The sequence below is a fragment of the Paenibacillus sp. FSL R7-0331 genome, assembly GCF_000758645.1.
Taxonomy (GTDB): Bacteria; Bacillota; Bacilli; order Paenibacillales; family Paenibacillaceae; genus Paenibacillus_AQ; species Paenibacillus_AQ camerounensis.
Map to the genome: position 1 here is coordinate 1,008,029 of NZ_CP009284.1, position 17,425 is coordinate 1,025,453.

A 17,425-nucleotide genomic window follows, 5' to 3' on the forward strand; every position below is an offset into this window, starting at 1 on the left:
AGGGGAGTTAGAAGATGTTAGATACTAAAGCTGAGGTTTCCCTCAGTAAATATATGACCAAGCTGCTGCGGCATACGCCGGAGCAGTACGGATTAATTCTTGACCCGGAGGACGGCTCCTGCCTGCTGGAAGAGCTGCTGGATGTAATCACATCCGCGCCTAAATGGTCAGGCATTACAGAGGCGGATGTCCGGAAGACGGTCAGGAATTGTGAGAAACAGCGCTTCGCCATTGAAGGGGAGCGGATTAAGGCGCGGTACGGACACAGTCATACCAAGGTTGCTTATCCTCCCGGACAGCCTCCGGCAGTGCTCCATCACGGGACGCACCGGAGTGTGCTGTCTGTCATCTTAAGAGAGGGTCTGAAGCCGATGGGACGCCAGTACGTCCATCTGTCAGAGGGACTGCATTTTGCCGCTCTGGCCGGCCGCCGCAGAGGAGAGCTTGTGCTGCTTACAATAGATACGGTTAAGGCAGCAGATTCCGGTGTAACCTTTTATTATGCAGGTAATGAAGTTTGGCTTGCGGAAACGGTTCCGGCGGATTGTATTGCTGAACTGGAGTCTTCGGAAGAATAACTGATTCTGGGAGGGATGTTCATGGAAGAAGTGCCGGATCACCTGGAGAACGGCCTGCAGATTGTATTCATCGGCTTTAACCCGAGCATCCGCTCCGGGGAGCTGGGGCATCATTATGCGAATCCGCGCAATCATTTCTGGCGGATTCTGCAGCAGTCCGGCCTGACTCCGCATCTGTACGATGCCGCGGAGGACGGAGAGCTGCTGAAGCTGGGCTACGGGTTTACAAACATTGTGGCACGCCCTACGGTGGGCGCTGAGGATATCACCCGTGAGGAATATGCTGCCGGGCGGGAATTGCTGCGCGGAAAGCTGGAGGAGTACCGTCCGCAGATTGCCTGTTTTGTGGGTAAGGGAGTCTATACGGAGTTCAGCCGCACATCCAAGGCCGATTGGGGCTTTCAAAAGGCGGAGCCTGTGGTTGACGGCGTGCGTGAATTTGTTGCACCGTCCTCAAGCGGACTGGTCCGGATGCCGATGGCCGAGATTGTAGGGATTTACCGCCGTCTATATGATTTCATTCAGGAGAACGGCTGAGCAGGTGCAGGAGCCGGGCTGCAACAGAAACAGAAACACCTCCCTCGTCTTGTTCGAGGGAGGTGTTTCTGTTGTCTTCAGCGGACAGAGCCCGTTGTTGTTTAGGTTTCGATCAGCAGCAAAATGATTGATGACAGCGACAGGCAGACACTGACCAGATAGAGCACGGCAACGACCTGCTTCTGGTTCAGACCGGCCTTGAGCAGCCGGTAGTGCACCTGGCTGGCATCAGCCTGATAAATCGCTTTGCCTTGGAGGAACCGCTTGATTACAACAAACAGATTGTCGAAGATCGGCACGCCGAGCGCCAGAATCGGGATGAACAGGGACAGCATCGTAGCCTGCTTGAACGCCCCATCCAGTGCGATAACGGCCAGAATGAAGCCCATGAAGGTAGCGCCGGCATCACCCATGAAGATTTTGGCGGGTGCTTTGTTGAAGCGCAAATAAGCCAGTGTGACACCCACAAGGGAAATCGCCATGATTGCGGAAGCGGATTGCCCCTTCGTAACTGCAACGATGAACAAGGTAACAGCTGAGATCGCTGTAAGCCCGCCGGCCAGTCCGTCCATGCCGTCAGAGAAGTTAATTACGGTAGTAACGCCGAAGATCCAGACGATCGTCAGAATGAACTGCAGGATAAACGGCAGGGAGACATAATCCCCCGACAACGGATTGATAAAGCCGGTAAAAGCATTGCCGGACAGAAATACAAGAATAGCCGCTGCAATCTGCACAATGAATTTGGGCAGTGCCGGGAAGTCCTTACCCTTGGTCTTGTACCAGTCATCAATAGTTCCTATAGTGAGCAGAAGCACCCCGCCGATGAAGAGGGCGAGCGTCTCCAGCGAGAAATCACGGGCAAACAGCAGGTATGTAATGAAAAAACCGATAAATATCGCATAGCTGGCTGTCAGGGGAATAGGCTCCCTGTGGATTTTGCGCTCAACATCCTCCCGGGGCCTGTCCACAAAATCAAGCCGGAACGCAAGCCTGCCAAGCGGAGGAATGAGCAGATAAACGATGCAAAACGATACCAGAAATGCCAAAACGTAAAAAATGACAATCACCACCGTTGATTTTTTTGAAAGATAGGCTTAAGATGTTCCACGATAAATTATCTTATGTGCAGGGCTGTCTCGATTATATCGCAGAGGGTGTTACCTTGTCGATTATACATAAAATTTGGAGGTTGCTGATGAAATACGATGTAATTCTGTTTGATGCGGACGATACGCTGTTTGACTATGGAATGGCTGAAGGGCAGGCGTTTCTGAAGGTGTTCACCCACTTCGGACTGCCGGCGGGGGCGGAGGAATATGCTGCCAGCTATCAGGAGATTAACCGGGCGCTGTGGGCAGATCTGGAAGCGGGGAAGGTCACCTCGGCGGCGCTGCGTGTTGAGCGGTTCAACCGGCTGTTTGCACAGCATAATCTGCAGTATAATCCGGAGGCATTCAGCGAGGCTTACCTGCGTTTTCTGGGTGAAGGCACGTTCCTGATCCAGGGTGCGGTTGAGCTGTGCGGGGCGCTTGAGGGCTGCAGGCTGGCGATTATTACGAACGGTATTAAGGATGTGCAGCTGTCGAGAATCAAGGGCTCGCCGCTGGCCGATACCTTTGAGCAGATCATTATTTCGGAGGAAGCGGGTTATCAGAAGCCTGCGGCCGGAATCTTTGATTATGCCTTTGACAAGCTTGGCCTGTCCGATAAAAGCAGGGTGCTGATCGTCGGTGATTCGCTGACCTCTGATATCCGGGGCGGGATGGATTACGGCATTGATACGTGCTGGTTCAATCCTCTGGAAAAGGCTAACAGCACCGCTGCCGGGCCGACCTATGAAATCCGTGAGCTGGCGCAGCTGCTGGATATTGTCCGTTAATTAGGCCTGATATCAGGTTGGAGGGCTTCTTCCGGTGGTAAATAGTTTAAGACGCAGCGTTTCTTGCTCTATCATCCTAATAGACGGGAGAGGATTGTAATGATGAAAATGAATAAAAAATGGCTGATAGCGACAGTTGCCGCAGGAATGGCACTGACCGGGTCAGCCGGTGTATACGCCGGAGCCAAGCTCCAGGAGATTAAAGCCTATTTGAACAACAGCATCGGAGTGGTTGTGGACGGCACACCATACTGGCTGAGAGACGGCAACGGTAAAACGCTCAGACCGATTACCTACGAGGGCCTGACGTATCTGCCGATCCGCTCGGTAGCCGATGCGCTGGATGTGCCGATTACGTATGATGCGGTGAATTACAAAGTACGGATCGGCAGCGGTGCGGAAGCGGGAGCTTCTGCAGGCACAGGCAGTGGTACAGGCACAGGTACCGGTTCAGGCGCTGCCGCGCCTGTAGAGAGTACGGTGCGCCCGGCCAATCTGCCGCAGGATTTTCCGATACCGGGCGATGCTATCATAGCAACGACACTGGACACGGATGCTGACGGCGTCAAGAAGGCAGCCTTCAGCTATTCGACCCAGGAATCGCTGGAGACGATGGGTTTTGTATACAATGAATATGTCAAAATCAAACGGCTGGACAATGCCTCGCAGACGGTGTCGGCGACAACAGTCAAGATTACCGGCCGGCTGGGCGGCACAAGCCCGGTCTCGATTACCGGCAAGCCGTCCACTGCGCGTCCCGGCTTCAATATCTTCACCATCACCTGGTCAGAGAGCTGACCGTCAAGCCAAACAGCTGCGTTCCGATATGGAACGCAGCTGTTTCGTATGGGCAGGGACTGCTGTATGCAGGCCAGGCCGGGTTATGATTGCTGCCGCGTATCCAGCGGCTTGAGATGAGCCTCGATCTGCTCCCGTTTTGCTTCCAGAAACGGGGGAAGGGCAAGCGATTCACCGAGATGCTCCAGCGGCTCGTCGGTGGCAAAGCCCGGTCCGTCCGTAGCCAGCTCGATTAAAATGCCGTTGGGCTCACGGAAATACAGGGAGCGGAAGTAGAAACGGTCCACAAAGCCGGAATTGGGCAGCTGCACGGTGCGGATACGCTCAATCCATAGCTTCAGCTCCGTCTCATTGTCCACCCGGAAGGCGACGTGATGCACGCCGCCGCGGCCCAGACGCTCCTGGGGCAGATCGCTGCGCTCCTCCAGATGCACTTCAGCGCCGGAGCCGCCTTCGCCGGTCTCGAATACGACAATGTCCGGCTGCCCGGCCACCGGTGAAGGATAGCTGCCTTTGCGGCGGAAGCCGAGCAGATCCTGCAGGACAAGCGTTGTAGGCTCGGCGTCTTCGACAGTCAGGTGAGCCGGTCCAAGGCCGGTGATGCCGTATTCCGCCGGAACCGGACTGGCCGGCCAGGGGGTGCCGCCGGCAACACCCTGGTTGTTCTGGTCAGAGACCAGCAGAAACCGCTGGCCTTCATGATCGCGGAAGCCGAGTGTAAGTCGGCCGCCGCGTTCAGCGGTTTCGGCATCATGGTCCACATCGAATGAGGCAAGCCGCTCTTTCCAGTAATCCAGAGCCTTATCACCCGGTACACGCAGGGACAATGCGGAGATGCTGTTGTTGCCGTCCCGGTTACGTCCGGCATTGGGAAGCTCGAAGAAGGTCAGCTCTGTGCCGGGATTGCCGGCTTCGTCACCGTAGAACAAGTGATAGACGGAGATGTCGTCCTGGTTGACTGTTTTTTTAATCAGCCGCAGTCCCAGCACCTCAGTGTAGAATTTATAGTTTTCCGGCGCCCGGGCCGTAATGGCGGATACATGGTGAAGGCCTTTTAATGTTAAACTCATGGTATAACCTCCTCAGGAAATGTGTGGTGAAGCTGTGATGAAATATTTTGGTAAGGTAAGGATAAATTTATGTGTAGTCTTCGAGGTGAATTTATTTAAGTAACTATAATTTTAATAGTAAACTAAGAGGATTGCAAGCGGAGTTTGCAAAAAGCCGCGGAGGAATGCGAAAGATCGCGAAAAGGAGAGTAAGCCAATGCATACGAAAGACAGTCTCCTCAAACAGCTGAAGGAGCTTAATCTCAATCCCCAAGGAACGCTGCTGGTCCATTCTTCATTAAAGAGTATCGGACCTGTGGAGGGTGGCGCAGATACTGTGCTGAATGTTCTTTCCGAATACATGCAGGACGGGCTGCTTGTCCTCCCTACGCATACCTGGTCTTATATTGATGCAGCCAACCCACGTTTCACTGTACAGGACTCACCGTCCTGTGTCGGTGTTCTGCCGGAATTGTTCCGGAAGCGTCCAGGCGTCGTACGTTCGTGGCATCCTACCCATTCTGTGGCTGCTTTGGGCCGGGAGGCTGAGGATTTTACCGCAGGAGATCACCGGTGGGATACTCCGTGTGCCCGCGGATCTGTCTACGGCAAGCTGCTGGACCGGAGGGCGGAAATCATGCTGCTGGGCGTGGATCTGCGGCGTAATACGTTCATTCACGGCATTGAGGAATGGCTGGACATTCCCGGGCGGATGACCGATGAACCGGAGCAGCTGTACACCGTTACACCGAATGGACAAGAAATCGCCGTACCTTCGCGCAGGCACTGCGGGCTGTCGTGGTCACAGCATTTCTGGAAGGTAGAGCATGTGCTGGAGCAAGGCGGAGCGCTGCGCAAGGGGTACTTTGGAAATGCCCCTGTTATGATCTGCGGTGCAGCGGAGACTACAGCCATCCTTAGCGGAATGCTGGCCGGGAATCCCGGGCTGTTCGGAGATAATGAGCCGCTGGATGGCCTGGCTGTGCCTGATCCGCTGCCCGCAACGCTGCGCGGATTGCCGCAGTTTGGTACCGGTCCGAGTTAGTTGATGGGACGTATGCGTACACAGCAGAGTTAGGTGATCGGACGTATGCGTACATAGCAAATTTAAGTGATCGGACGTATGCGTACATAGCAGATTTAAGTGATGGGCGGATACGTACATAGCCGTTTATTTTTCCACGCTGTTGTAGACTATATTAGCTGTCTTTGAGTTTGAGTTTGGTATTAGCTATGGGTGCTCAAGGCTAGCGGGTACTTGTTGAGCGGCGAACTGCAGGAGGTAAGTGGTTGACAGTGTCTGGGAATACATGGTAAACTGGCTGCGAATATACGCCGCAGAGGCTTAGGGAGGAGCAGGAACAATGCAGACATTAAATAGGGATGAACACGTTAGCCAGCTATTTGACCGGGAGCTAACGCTACCTTTCGACCGTCCGGCATATTCCTATCCAGAGGAAACTCAGGTTTCACGCAGCACTCCCTTGCCTTGGGTCAGGCAGATCTGATTCTGCACCCTTATCTATGGCAATACCGGGATTTCTGGCTGCGTGCACCGCAGCCTTTTTCTCTAACCTTATGCAGAGGCGGAGAAAAGGGCGGCGTGACGCAGCTTTTTTGTTGTTATTAGGCAGAATGCAGGCTGGGTTAGAGGAGAGAGTCCCGCTAATGGTACTGAACCTCGGGCTCTGGCACTGAAATAAAGGGGAAAATCCCACTAATGTTACTGAACCCCGGGCTCTGGCGCTGAAATAAAGGGAAAAATCCCACTAATGGTACTGAAAGCCGGGCTCTGGCACTGAAATAAAGGGAAAAATCCCACTAATGGTACTGAACCCCGGGCTCTATCACTGAAATAAAGGGAAAAATCCCACTAATGTTACTGAAATCCGGGCTCTGGCACTGAAATAAAGGGAAAAATCCCACTAATGTTACTGAAATCCGGGCTCTGGCACTGAAATAAAGGGAAAAATCCCGCTAATGGTGCTGAAAGCCGGGCTCTGGCACTGAAATAAAGGGAAAAATCCCACTAATGGTACTGAAAGCCGGGCTCTGGCACTGAATAAAGGGAAAATTCCCTTTAATTGAGCCGTAGAGGCGTCTTAACCCCCATATTTCCTGAAAGGAGAGAGAGTAATGAACACAGTATTGAGATGGTATGAGCAGCACATAGAGCTGGCAGCGGCGCTAGGCAAAGAGCTTGGCACAGGTTTTGATCTGGAGCAAGCTCCGGCTACGCAAACAGCTCCAGTCCTAGAGCGGGGCCTGGAATCAGCTCCATCTCTAGATATAGCTAAAGCCCTGGCTTTGGATCCGCAATCTGCTCCGGCTTCAGCTACAGCCTTAAGTCCGGCAACAGATTACGAGCCAGGCCTGTACCCGGAGTCCCTTCGTCCCGCCGTATCCAGACGGCGCGAGGGGGAGTGCGGGCTTTATTCATCCGGCAGCTATCCATCTCATCCCGCCACCTCTCCTTCTCACAAGGTGCAGAGGCACAGGTCTGGTCTACATTAGCCGTGCTTAGGCACTAGACGATGGATGAGAGCCGCCGGATTGCGCGAGTTTCGCTGCACCTGTACACAGGTAGGAGCTGAGACGCGCGCAGACCGGCGGCTTCTTTTATATAAATTAACATCACAGGAGGAGAAACAATGACCAGAAACATCAAATCGCACGGCAGCAACCACTATGAGCTGGAGCTCCCGCACGGGCAGCTGCATGTCTTTGCCAATCAGGAGATTTACGAGTCATTTGAAGACAAAGTGTTTGAGATGGCTGATAACAATCTGCAGATTCCGCGCAATAAATATATGGGCTATACTCCGGATGCGCATGTCGGCGTGGGAACCTGCATCGGCACGACGGCGGTGTGGAACATGAAGGACGGGATGGTCTCGCCTTCGATTGTCGGTGTGGATATCGGCTGCGGAATGCGTGTCCACACAACGCCCCTGCATAAGCGGGATTTACAGGACAAGGAGGTCCGCCGCAGACTGATCGAAGCCATTGAACAATATGTGCCGACCAATGAACGTGTCAACAGTAACTACGCCGACATCGATATTATGGAGGTTGTGCGAAACGGCCTGAACGGTCTGCCGGAAAAATATATCCCTTCTCAGCAATGGATCACCCATGTGGAGGAAAGTAACTTCCGTTATGATCATGCCGCGCTGGAGCAGCTGCCGCCCAAAATCCGTAAAAACGCCCATGGCCAGCTCGGGACGCTGGGAAGCGGTAATCATTTTTGTGAGATTCAGTATCTGGAAATTGCTGAGGAGCACAAGGAGCTGGCAGCGCAGTGGGGCCTGTACGACGGCGGTGTTGTGGTGATGATCCACTCCGGCTCGCGTGCCTGGGGGGCGATGGTCGGACGGGAGCATACGAAGACAATTAAGGAAGCGATGCATCTGTGGGGTGTAACCAACCCTGACCCGAACCTGAACTATGCGCCGATCAGCAGCCGTGAAGGCCAGGCGTATCTGAACCTGATGTATTCTGCACTGAATTTTGCCGTAGCGAACCGGCATATGATTGCTTACGGGGTGCAGGAGGCCTTCCGTGACCTGTATGGTCCGCAGTTCGAAATGCCGGTGCTGTATGACCTGATGCATAACTATGCGCTAAAAGAATTCCACCGCGGGCAGCCGATGCTTGTGCACCGTAAAGGGGCAACCCGTGCGCTGCCGCCGGGGCATTTCCTGAACACGCCGGTATACAAGGCGACGGGACACCCGGCGCTCATTCCCGGCTCCATGGGCACCTCATCGTACATTATGCTCGGCCGCGAGGAGGGCTTGAAGAACTTTTATTCCATCTGCCACGGGGCCGGCCGGGTGCGCTCCAGAAGAGCAACCCGCCTGGCAGTGACTGTGGATGAATTCAGCCAGTCGCTGCGGGTAGGCACGGATGAGGAGATTATCGTCAATCACCGCTCTCTGGACACCATCCTCGATGAATGTCCGCAGGCTTACAAGGATGTTGACCAGATTATCGACAGCATTACGGGAGCTGGCCTGGCTGATGTTGTAGCCAAGTGCAAACCGATGGCCGTAATTAAAGGCATCTAGCCTGCGGGTTGTCTGCTTCAGTCTGACAGGCTTGTTCCACTCCAATCTTCCGGGCCGGTCTCTGGCTTGTCCCTATCAATGTATGGTATATTATTCACAAAAAACAAAGTAAGGAGATTGGAAATGGAAAAAACACTCGTCTTTGGACACAAAAACCCGGATACGGATACAATCTGTTCAGCAATTGCCTATGCGGCACTGAAGAAAGAGCTGGGCTGGGATGCTGAAGCTGTACGTCTGGGAGAAGTAAGCGGAGAAACTAAGTTTGCGCTCGACCAGTTCGGTGTGGCTGCACCCCGTCTCGTAGGAAATATTGCCGGAGAAGCCGCTCAGGTGATTCTGGTTGACCATAACGAACGCCAGCAGAGCGCAGACGGAATTGAGCAGGTCCGTGTAGTTGAGGTAATCGACCACCACCGGATCGCCAACTTCGAAACAGCGCACCCGCTGTACTACCGTGCTGAGCCGGTTGGCTGCACAGCGACTATCCTGAACAAGCTGTACAAAGAAAACGGTGTAGCGATTTCCAAAGAAATCGCCGGCCTGATGCTGTCCGCAATCATTTCTGATTCCCTGCTGTTCAAATCGCCGACCTGCACCGAGCAGGATGTAGCTGCTGCACGTGAGCTGGCTGAAATCGCCGGCGTAAACGCAGAGGAATACGGCCTGGCTATGCTCAAAGCAGGAGCTGACCTCAGCGACAAGAGCATTGCCCAGCTGATCACCCTGGATGCCAAAGAATTCAAAATGGGAGCCTACAAGGTAGAAATCGCCCAAGTCAACGCAGTTGATGTGAACGATGTTCTCTCCAAGCAGGCGGAGCTGGAAGCTGCTCTTACAGCTGTTATTGCTGAAAAAGAACTGGATCTGTTCCTGTTCGTGGTAACCGATATTTTGAATAACGACTCCGTTGGTCTGGCACTCGGCCGTGTTGCCGGAGCGGTAGAGCAGGCGTACAATGTGAAGCTGGATGACAACAAAGCGCTGCTTAGAGGCGTAGTATCCCGCAAATCACAGATTGTACCTGTGCTGACTGAAACGATCGCCAAGCTGTAGTCTTTTTTTAACAAGCTTAACGGTTAATATAGCTGACTATTTATATGTATAAGCAGTAAGCCTCTGTCCGGGAGCATTGATGAATCCGGCAGGGGCTTTCTTTTTGCTAAAAAGGGTTCCGCGTTCTATACTTAACATACAACAATGTGTCAGAAAGGAGCACCGGCATGACAAAAACACGTAGCAGCGGGGCTGTTCAACATAAATCCTTCGGACTGGTGCTGCAGGCGCTCGTGGTTCTGGCCCGTAAAGGCGATACCTGTTCAAGCTGTGAAATGGCCGAGCTGCTCTCCTCCGAGGCGACACTGCTGAGAAAGACGATGGCTAAGCTGACGCGTGCGCAGATTCTGGTGACCAAAGAAGGCCGGGACGGCGGATACGGGTTAAACCGTGATCCTGAAGAGCTGACGCTTGCCGAAATCTATCAGGCGCTTGAAGCGGGCGAAGTGTGCAGCAAAGCGGGAAACGACCCGATGTGCGGTAATGTGCCTGGGGAGCGGATGATAGACGCCTGCAGCGATATTTTTGCGGAAATGGACCGTAGTATGATGGCTGTGCTGGAAAAATATTCCCTCGCCGATATGGTGCGCAAGTCTGGTTGTTGACAGGATGCTTTTTTGTGAATTATACTGTGCGTAATTAATTACAGTTAATTGTTCAGCAGCTTAGAGGGGCAGATATTTTTTTGGCGTTAACTGTGCTTTTATATACACAGAATACGATTAAACGGGATTAGGAAGAGGAGGAGTTAGAAAATGACAGCAGAACTGAAAACAGAGGTAGAGTTTAGTAAGGTGATCCGGGAACGGCATTCGGTACGGAAGTATGACCCGTCCTGGAAAATTTCCGATGAGGAAATTAAAGAAATTCTGGGGGAAGCCATTCTGGCCCCGTCCTCATCCAACCTGCAGCCTTGGCGCTTTATTGTAATTACGGATCAGGAGCTTAAGCAGCAGCTGTTGCCAATTGCCTATAACCAGCAGCAGGTTGTCGATGCTTCCGTTACAATTGCCGTTATCGGGGATATCGAAGCTTACCGCAATGCGGAGAAAATATATGAGTACGCTGAGGCAGCCGGATACGTTACTGCAGAGATAGGTGCAGCAATGGCTAAGCGCAGCAAAGACGGCTATTCCGCTATGCCGGTTCAGAAGCTGAAGGAAATCGCCCTGGTCGACGGCGGCCTGGTCTCCATGCAGCTGATGCTTGCAGCCAAAGCAAGGGGATATGATACTGTGCCTATGGGCGGTTTTATTCCTGATAAATTACGCGAGCTGTTCAGCATTTCTGAACGTTATGAGCCCGTGATGCTGATCTCCCTCGGCAAAGCGGCGGCAGAAGGGCGCTCTACAGCCAGACTGCCGCTGGAGGAAGTGACCCGGTGGAATGGGTTTGAAGGATAAGTAATACACAGGAGCAGGGGAACGGTGAACGGTGGCGCCTGTAAGGCAGGTAACCGCCGGATAAGCGGAGGCCTGTGTTGAATCAAGGAAAGGAGCAGCCGGCGTATGCTGGCTGCTCCTTTTTTATTGGGCCGTTGGAGGCCCGCATTTTTGAAGTATGCTGCCGGAGGAGGCCGAAGATGAGCGAATAAAGGGAGAAATCCCTTTAAGCAAATGGATAGCGGGCGGCATGTGCCCGCATAAACGCTACTTTCGTTTATGCGCAAAGTTCGCTGCTATCAGCTGCCACGCCACACCCGGCCCGTCAACCGCTCCGGCGGCTGCCGCTATTTTTGGTTTCCCGTAGTTTCTGCTATATTATTGTTAATGCCTGCAGCAAAGAATTATGTAGTATAACTTGTACTAACCCGAACTCACCAGACAATCAGGAGGGGACGCTTATGATCAAGGTTTATTCCGCAGCATCCGCACATCAGTTCGATCACGGCTGGCTGAAGGGCAGCCACAGCTTCTCGTTCGGGGATTTCTACGATCCGGACAACACCGCCTTCGGTCCGATGCGGGTCTGCAATGATGACACGATTGCGCCGGGCAGAGGCTTCGGAGCCCATCCGCACAGCGACATGGAGATCGTCTCCATCGTATTGTCCGGCAGGCTGCGCCATGAGGACAATCTGGGCAATGTGGCGGAGACAGAGTTTGGCGGCGTCCAGCGGATGTCGGCAGGAACCGGAGCGATCCATACTGAGCATAACCCTTCGGATGCAGAGCCCGTGCGGCTGCTGCAGCTGTGGTTCATGCCGCGTAACCGCGGTACGGCCCCTTCCTATACAACCGGGAGATTTGATCCGGCTAAGCTTGAGGGCAGGCTGCTGCCGGTAGTGGCGCCGGAGCATGGACCGGAGATTGTAGACATCGCCCAGGATATGACGATCTATCTGGGCCGGGCCGTGTCAGGCCAGGAGTTAGCGTTCCGTCAGGAAGCAGGGCGGCGTTGCTTTATTTATCTGATTGAAGGCCGGCTTCAGCTGCGGGATCAGCAGGTTCTGCAGCCGGGGGATTCAGCCCGCATTGAAGGGGTACATGAACTGTTGCTGGCCGCAGAGGAAGATATTCTGGTCATGGTTATTGATCTGCCGTAATCAGAGCTGCAATAACCCGTTCTGCACAATGATATGTTGAAGGAGGGAGCCGGAAATGCAGCAGCAGGAAAGGGTACTTGTGAAGCACTCGGTAACAGGGCGGATGCTGGTCAGCAGTACTGACGGGCTGACTTATTCTTTTGATCCGGAGGGAGAGCTGACACTGATTAAGATTTACGGTGTATCATCCGCCCAAGGAACGGCCGTGGTGGAACTAAGCTCCGAGCTGAACGTATTCCGCTTCGAGGAGCCTGCGGAGGGGCCGGTAATCAAGCATTGGTATTATGTCGGGGATAATCCCGTCCAATATAACGAGGCTTCGGGATGTCTAAGTATTGTGGTACAGTCGGAAATTGAATACCGGCCGGATGCTTACTGGGAATAGGGGCGTGAATACGCCTCTTTTTAAATACATGTATTTTGTTAACTTATATTAATGACATTTAACGTGAGTTGTATGTACGTTATTGGCCTCGTTTTGTAGAATTCCCCAACAAAAGGGACAAATGAACTTGACAATAAAAGTTGTCTGTACTAGCTTTGTTATGAAACGTAACACGCATAATGCGATAAGACAGGAGAAATGGTCATAATGGAATTGTTTGCAGCAATGGAGCGGGACGATTACGAGGAGCTTTTATTTTGCCAGGACAAGGCATCGGGATTAAAGGCAATCATTGCAATTCATGACACAACACTGGGGCCTGCGCTGGGCGGGACAAGAATGTGGACGTATGCGAATGAGGAAGCAGCGGTGATTGATGCGCTCCGGCTTGCCAAAGGAATGACCTACAAGAATGCGGTGGCCGGGCTAAACCTGGGCGGCGGGAAAACGGTCATCATCGGTGACCCGAAAAAGGACAAAAATGAGGCGATGTTCCGCGCCTTCGGACGATACATACAAGGACTTAACGGACGTTACATCACGGCTGAGGATGTTGGAACTACTGAGACAGATATGGATATTATTCATCAGGAGACTGATTACGTAACCGGAATTTCCGCTACCTATGGTTCTTCCGGCAATCCGTCGCCTGCTACGGCCTTCGGGGTATATCAGGGAATGAAGGCGGCGGCCAAAGCGGCCTTCGGCAGTGATTCACTGGCCGGCAGAAAGGTTGCTGTACAGGGTGTGGGCAATGTCTCTTTTACACTGTGCAAGTATCTGCATGAGGAAGGCGCGGAGCTGATTGTAACCGACATTAACAAGGATGCGGTAGCCCGTGCGGTGGAGGCCTATGGGGCCAGAGCCGTTGACCCGGCTGATATTATCAGCGTGGACTGCGATATTTATGCACCTTGTGCGCTTGGAGCAACCATCAATGATGAATCGTTGCCGCTGCTTAAGGCAAAGGTAGTAGCCGGTGCAGCCAACAACCAGCTTAAGGAGCCCCGCCACGGGGATGCCCTGCATGAGCTGGGGATTGTCTATGCCCCGGATTATGTCATTAATGCCGGTGGCGTCATCAATATTGCTGATGAGCTGAATGGTTATAATAAGGATCGTGCCTTCAAGCAGATCGCCAAGATATATGACAGCATTACACGCGTCCTGGAGATTTCCCGCACGAACGGAATTCCGGCTTACGTGGCGGCAGACCGCCTGGCGGAAGAGCGGATTGAAGTGCTGCGCAGAAGCCGCAGCACTTTCCTGCGCAATCCGCATCATGCCATCAGCAGAAGATAGCTGCAATTAGAAAAAGCCCGTCCCCGGACCTGTTCCGGAGACGGGCTTCTATGCTGTACAAGTAAGTTGCGCCGGCTAAAGGGAGGTTATTCCGCTTTGTCAGGCTCCGGGTAAGTAACACCCAGTGTGTCCACCGTAATCTTAGTCATTACCGGCGGCGTATCCGGCCGGTCAGAGCTGTTGCGCGGCAGGCTGACGATAGCCTGGACTACATCCATGCCTTCTGTCACCTTACCGAAGGCAGCATAGCTGCCGTCAAGGCTCGGGTAATCGGCAGCCATGATGAAGAACTGCGAGCCGGCGGAGTTCACATCCTGGCCTCTGGCCATAGAGAGAACGCCTTCGGTGTGCTGAAGGTTATTGGTGAAGCCGTTCGCCAGGAATTCGCCGGCAATGCTATAATCCGGACCGCCCATCCCGGAACCTTCCGGATCACCGCCCTGAATCATAAATCCGGGGATAACGCGGTGGAAGATCGTTCCGTCGTAGAAGCCCTTTTGGATCAGCGAGATAAAGTTGTTAACGGTATTCGGGGCAACCTCAGGATACAGCTCGGCCTTGATGATTCCGCCGTTATCCATTTCAATAGTAACAACCGGATGGCTGGCTGTAGCTGAAGGAACACCTTCGGTTGGAGCCTGCGTAGCAGGGCTGGCCTGATTACCACCGGCATTACCTGCATTATTGGTATCCGCATTGCCGCAGCCTGCTGCAACAACCATCAGCAGGGTCATCATCATCAGCAGGATAACGGGTACTTTTCTTGTGCGCTTCACGTTATAAATCTCTCCTTTTTATCTTGGTTATTCTGGTGAATTCAACCTTCATCATACATGGTTTGTCCCGGCTGATGCAAAGACTTGATGCAGATAGAGTTTGGCAGGGCGGAAAAATAGGTTTAATATGGTAGAGGCTTCAGGGAATAACAGAAGGGACGGTGGTTAGCTTGGCATTTTCATGGAAGCGGAATCTGATTGTGCTCTGGATCGGGGTGTTCTTCTGCAGCACCGCCTATTCGATCTCGATTCCGTTCCTCTCGATTTTTCTTAGTGACCAGCTGGGCGTAACCAGCCATCTGGAGATCTGGTCGGGCGTAAGCTTTGGGATTACCTTTCTGGCCAGTGCGCTGATTTCGCCTTACTGGGGATCGCTGGCCGACAAATACGGGCGCAAGCCGATGCTGATCCGCTCGGGCTTCAGTCTGGCTGCGCTATATTTAATCAATTATTTTGTGCATGATCCATATGTATTTCTGGTTGTCCGGGTGCTGCAGGGGCTGCTGGCGGGATTCGTTCCGGCGGCGATTGCTATGGTAGCGACCAATACGCCGGAAGAGAAGACCGGCTATGCACTCAGTATTATGTCTACGGCAGGAGCGACCGGCAGTATTATCGGCCCGCTGATCGGCGGCGTGGTCAGCTATTATTCGAGCAACCGCAGCGCCTTTCTGTTCTCGGCGGTGATCGTGCTTGTCTCCGCGCTGATTGCCACCTTTTTCGCCAAGGAAGAGAATTTTAACCGATCTGCACCGAGGTCGCGCGTCAGTGATGACATCCGTGAGGCGGTCAAGAATAAAGCTTTTATTACATTGCTCTCTTTAGCCGGCATTAGTACATTCTCTGTAATGATTCTGGAGCCGCTGCTGCCGATTTATCTGCTCGATATGGGGATTTCCAGAAATACGGCCTCGCTAAGCTCAGGGATTGTTTTCTCGGCTGTCGGCATAGCGACGGTAATAATGGCACCGCAATGGGGCAGGATCGGCAGCCGTAAGGGCTTCGGATTCATATTGTTCATTGGTCTCATAGGCGGAGGAATCGGCAACATCCTGCAATATTTCGTCTCCGGCTATGTGGAGTTTGCCATTCTGCGGTTTGCCTACGGCCTGTTCTACGCCGGGGTACTTCCGTCAGTCAATGCCATGATCGTCCAGACCATTGAACCGGGCTTCCGCGGCCGGGCCTTCGGCCTGAATCAGGCAGCCTCACAGCTGGCAACCATGGCCGGTCCGATTATCGGCGGTCTGCTGGGCGCTTTTATCCCGATCCGCTGGGTGTTCGTCGTCAACGGGCTGATCCTGCTTGTGGCTGCACTGCTCGTTAAGGTCCGTAAGCTGGAAGCCAAGGTCGGCGAAGCTCGTTCTCACGGTGGGCCCGCGGATGTGGAAGCGGCAGGCCCTTTATAAGCTCTATATCCCATAACAAAAAAAGGCCAAAAGCACCGGAGGGTCATTTCCGGAATTGCTTTTGGCCTTTTGCACATTCATTAATCCTCTTCACCGGTGGAGCCGTTCAGCACATCTGTACCGGGCATCGCATCGACAGGAGGGGCTGCCGGGTCGACTGCTGTACCGGGCTGCAGCTCGTCCGCATCGGGAATATCCTCCAGCGGCTGCTCCCCGTCATCCCCATAAGCTTCCTCATCGTCGGCATAATCAATAACGCTGCCGGTTAATCCGGCTGCCCCGGCAGCAAAAACCGCATCGGATTCCAGCAGCTCATCACGCTGCGGGGCAGGTGAGGCAGTGACGCCGGCGTTGCGGTCGGCCCTGCGTCCAAGTGCCGGCTCAGGCTCATTGGCCCCGATGTCTGCGGCCAGGATGGAATCACCTTCAAGCGCAGGATCAGAGCCATCGTCTGCTATTCCGTCAACAAAATCAACGGGTCTCTCGTGAACGGGCTCGTGGCTGGCAAGCGCTGACTCCAGCGGCTGGCGCTCCGTGTCTAGTGTAACACCGCTGATGCCCTGTTCCGTAATAGTGCCCAGCGGACGCAGCTCATCCAGCGGAATATCCTGCTCTGGAGTGACGTCGCCCATTTTTTGATAACGCTCATATGCAAAATCGGCTTCAGTTTTATTGAACTCATTGCCCATAGCCGCTCAGCTCCTTTAAGCTTTAGTCTGTCCCTCATCGGGCACAGCGTGATTAATGGCTGCTTCCTGGTCCTCCTCCGGCAGTGCACCGGGATATGATCCCTCCTGGAAGAGGCCAAAGTCCTCATCAATATCGCGTTCAGTCACAAGATTGTCTGCATCCGGTTCTCTGCCGGCGCCGGATTTCTTCTGTTCACTCATTGCCGGACCTCCTTGCCCTGTTCTATAGTAGTTCTATACCCGATTAAGCGGCTGCGAATCTGCGCCTTCTAATATACAGCATTCTTAATATAATCATTCTCCAGCGGGATTAACCGCCGGGGAAATAAAAACGGGGATTTCGCGGGAA

At 53.4% G+C, this 17,425-nt stretch carries 19 protein-coding genes; 14 read left to right on the forward strand and 5 right to left on the reverse strand.

Translation table 11 applies throughout. The annotated features are described in order from the left end of the window. Positions 1 to 14 precede the first annotated feature (14 nt). Entirely contained in the window at positions 15 to 578 is a 564-nt protein-coding gene (locus tag R70331_RS04300) for an RNA 2'-phosphotransferase (RefSeq protein WP_042173149.1), read from the forward strand. 21 nt (positions 579 to 599) lie between these two features. Further along, positions 600 to 1,115 (forward strand): mismatch-specific DNA-glycosylase, encoded by a 516-nt coding sequence (locus R70331_RS04305; protein ID WP_042173151.1) that lies wholly within the window; start codon positions 600 to 602, stop codon positions 1,113 to 1,115. 101 nt (positions 1,116 to 1,216) lie between these two features. On the opposite strand, the gene R70331_RS04310 is transcribed toward R70331_RS04305, so the two are convergent. Then, positions 1,217 to 2,176, reverse strand: a complete 960-nt coding sequence (locus R70331_RS04310) for an MraY family glycosyltransferase (protein ID WP_442950575.1) — start codon at positions 2,174 to 2,176, stop codon at positions 1,217 to 1,219. Between the two features lie 137 nt (positions 2,177 to 2,313). Between R70331_RS04310 and R70331_RS04315 the strand changes: the two genes are divergently transcribed. Continuing rightward, positions 2,314 to 2,997, forward strand: coding sequence for a YjjG family noncanonical pyrimidine nucleotidase (locus R70331_RS04315; protein ID WP_042173154.1), 684 nt, complete (start codon positions 2,314 to 2,316; stop codon positions 2,995 to 2,997). Between the two features lie 99 nt (positions 2,998 to 3,096). Beyond that, positions 3,097 to 3,795 (forward strand): stalk domain-containing protein, encoded by a 699-nt coding sequence (locus tag R70331_RS30305; RefSeq protein ID WP_052418910.1) that lies wholly within the window; start codon positions 3,097 to 3,099, stop codon positions 3,793 to 3,795. Between the two features lie 83 nt (positions 3,796 to 3,878). Here the strand turns inward: R70331_RS30305 and R70331_RS04325 are convergent, their stop codons facing one another. After that, positions 3,879 to 4,865 carry a ring-cleaving dioxygenase gene (locus tag R70331_RS04325; RefSeq protein ID WP_042173156.1) on the reverse strand — a complete coding sequence of 329 codons (987 nt, stop codon included), beginning with the start codon at positions 4,863 to 4,865 and terminating at the stop codon, positions 3,879 to 3,881. Between the two features lie 196 nt (positions 4,866 to 5,061). Here R70331_RS04325 and R70331_RS04330 point away from each other — a divergent pair, with 196 nt between their 5' ends. The 9 genes from R70331_RS04330 to R70331_RS04375 all read left to right on the forward strand — a co-directional run bounded on the left by R70331_RS04330 (position 5,062) and on the right by R70331_RS04375 (position 14,202). Further along, positions 5,062 to 5,889 (forward strand): AAC(3) family N-acetyltransferase, encoded by an 828-nt coding sequence (locus tag R70331_RS04330; protein WP_042173159.1) that lies wholly within the window; start codon positions 5,062 to 5,064, stop codon positions 5,887 to 5,889. Positions 5,890 to 6,980: 1,091 nt separating this feature from the next. Continuing rightward, entirely contained in the window at positions 6,981 to 7,358 is a 378-nt protein-coding gene (locus tag R70331_RS04335; protein ID WP_042173160.1) for a hypothetical protein, read from the forward strand. Positions 7,359 to 7,495: 137 nt separating this feature from the next. Then, positions 7,496 to 8,914 carry an RtcB family protein gene (locus R70331_RS04340; RefSeq protein ID WP_042173164.1) on the forward strand — a complete coding sequence of 473 codons (1,419 nt, stop codon included), beginning with the start codon at positions 7,496 to 7,498 and terminating at the stop codon, positions 8,912 to 8,914. A gap of 123 nt (positions 8,915 to 9,037) precedes the next feature. After that, the gene (locus R70331_RS04345) at positions 9,038 to 9,970 is read left to right on the forward strand and encodes a manganese-dependent inorganic pyrophosphatase (RefSeq protein WP_042173166.1); all 933 of its coding nucleotides are present in this window, start codon (positions 9,038 to 9,040) and stop codon (positions 9,968 to 9,970) included. A 167-nt stretch (positions 9,971 to 10,137) separates the two neighbouring features. Further along, positions 10,138 to 10,575, forward strand: a complete 438-nt coding sequence (locus R70331_RS04350) for an RrF2 family transcriptional regulator (RefSeq protein ID WP_042173168.1) — start codon at positions 10,138 to 10,140, stop codon at positions 10,573 to 10,575. A gap of 150 nt (positions 10,576 to 10,725) precedes the next feature. Continuing rightward, positions 10,726 to 11,373 carry a nitroreductase family protein gene (locus R70331_RS04355; RefSeq protein WP_042173171.1) on the forward strand — a complete coding sequence of 216 codons (648 nt, stop codon included), beginning with the start codon at positions 10,726 to 10,728 and terminating at the stop codon, positions 11,371 to 11,373. Positions 11,374 to 11,813: 440 nt separating this feature from the next. Continuing rightward, entirely contained in the window at positions 11,814 to 12,515 is a 702-nt protein-coding gene (locus R70331_RS04365; protein ID WP_042173175.1) for a pirin family protein, read from the forward strand. Positions 12,516 to 12,570: 55 nt separating this feature from the next. Then, positions 12,571 to 12,900, forward strand: a complete 330-nt coding sequence (locus R70331_RS04370; protein WP_042173177.1) for a hypothetical protein — start codon at positions 12,571 to 12,573, stop codon at positions 12,898 to 12,900. A 207-nt stretch (positions 12,901 to 13,107) separates the two neighbouring features. After that, on the forward strand, positions 13,108 to 14,202 hold the full coding sequence (locus R70331_RS04375; RefSeq protein ID WP_042173179.1) for a Leu/Phe/Val dehydrogenase: 1,095 nt from the start codon (positions 13,108 to 13,110) through the stop codon (positions 14,200 to 14,202). A gap of 86 nt (positions 14,203 to 14,288) precedes the next feature. Here R70331_RS04375 and R70331_RS04380 read toward each other — a convergent pair whose 3' ends face one another. Then, positions 14,289 to 14,942 (reverse strand): peptidylprolyl isomerase, encoded by a 654-nt coding sequence (locus tag R70331_RS04380; protein WP_042182137.1) that lies wholly within the window; start codon positions 14,940 to 14,942, stop codon positions 14,289 to 14,291. Positions 14,943 to 15,148: 206 nt separating this feature from the next. On the opposite strand from R70331_RS04380, the gene R70331_RS04385 reads away from it, so the two are divergent. Then, complete coding sequence (locus R70331_RS04385) at positions 15,149 to 16,387, forward strand: MFS transporter (RefSeq protein WP_042173181.1); 1,239 nt, start codon at positions 15,149 to 15,151, stop codon at positions 16,385 to 16,387. Positions 16,388 to 16,467: 80 nt separating this feature from the next. On the opposite strand, the gene R70331_RS04390 is transcribed toward R70331_RS04385, so the two are convergent. Together R70331_RS04390 and R70331_RS04395 are read right to left on the reverse strand one after the other, a co-directional pair. Further along, positions 16,468 to 17,076: a hypothetical protein gene (locus tag R70331_RS04390; protein WP_042173183.1), complete on the reverse strand. Its 609-nt coding sequence runs from the start codon at positions 17,074 to 17,076 to the stop codon at positions 16,468 to 16,470. Between the two features lie 15 nt (positions 17,077 to 17,091). Continuing rightward, entirely contained in the window at positions 17,092 to 17,277 is a 186-nt protein-coding gene (locus R70331_RS04395; RefSeq protein WP_042173185.1) for a hypothetical protein, read from the reverse strand. Positions 17,278 to 17,425: the final 148 nt, after the last annotated feature.

Excerpts from the sequence above, each read along its gene's own strand:
- R70331_RS04300 (WP_042173149.1), top strand. The coding sequence starts at position 15 with ATGTTAGATACTAAAGCTGAGGTTTCCCTCAGTAAATATATGACCAAG.
- R70331_RS04305 (WP_042173151.1), top strand. The coding sequence starts at position 600 with ATGGAAGAAGTGCCGGATCACCTGGAGAACGGCCTGCAGATTGTATTC.
- R70331_RS04315 (WP_042173154.1), top strand. The coding sequence starts at position 2,314 with ATGAAATACGATGTAATTCTGTTTGATGCGGACGATACGCTGTTTGAC.
- R70331_RS30305 (WP_052418910.1), top strand. The coding sequence starts at position 3,097 with ATGATGAAAATGAATAAAAAATGGCTGATAGCGACAGTTGCCGCAGGA.
- R70331_RS04325 (WP_042173156.1), bottom strand. The coding sequence starts at position 4,865 with ATGAGTTTAACATTAAAAGGCCTTCACCATGTATCCGCCATTACGGCC.
- R70331_RS04330 (WP_042173159.1), top strand. The coding sequence starts at position 5,062 with ATGCATACGAAAGACAGTCTCCTCAAACAGCTGAAGGAGCTTAATCTC.
- R70331_RS04335 (WP_042173160.1), top strand. The coding sequence starts at position 6,981 with ATGAACACAGTATTGAGATGGTATGAGCAGCACATAGAGCTGGCAGCG.
- R70331_RS04340 (WP_042173164.1), top strand. The coding sequence starts at position 7,496 with ATGACCAGAAACATCAAATCGCACGGCAGCAACCACTATGAGCTGGAG.
- R70331_RS04345 (WP_042173166.1), top strand. The coding sequence starts at position 9,038 with ATGGAAAAAACACTCGTCTTTGGACACAAAAACCCGGATACGGATACA.
- R70331_RS04350 (WP_042173168.1), top strand. The coding sequence starts at position 10,138 with ATGACAAAAACACGTAGCAGCGGGGCTGTTCAACATAAATCCTTCGGA.
- R70331_RS04355 (WP_042173171.1), top strand. The coding sequence starts at position 10,726 with ATGACAGCAGAACTGAAAACAGAGGTAGAGTTTAGTAAGGTGATCCGG.
- R70331_RS04365 (WP_042173175.1), top strand. The coding sequence starts at position 11,814 with ATGATCAAGGTTTATTCCGCAGCATCCGCACATCAGTTCGATCACGGC.
- R70331_RS04370 (WP_042173177.1), top strand. The coding sequence starts at position 12,571 with ATGCAGCAGCAGGAAAGGGTACTTGTGAAGCACTCGGTAACAGGGCGG.
- R70331_RS04375 (WP_042173179.1), top strand. The coding sequence starts at position 13,108 with ATGGAATTGTTTGCAGCAATGGAGCGGGACGATTACGAGGAGCTTTTA.
- R70331_RS04380 (WP_042182137.1), bottom strand. The coding sequence starts at position 14,942 with ATGATGATGACCCTGCTGATGGTTGTTGCAGCAGGCTGCGGCAATGCG.
- R70331_RS04390 (WP_042173183.1), bottom strand. The coding sequence starts at position 17,076 with ATGGGCAATGAGTTCAATAAAACTGAAGCCGATTTTGCATATGAGCGT.
- R70331_RS04395 (WP_042173185.1), bottom strand. The coding sequence starts at position 17,277 with ATGAGTGAACAGAAGAAATCCGGCGCCGGCAGAGAACCGGATGCAGAC.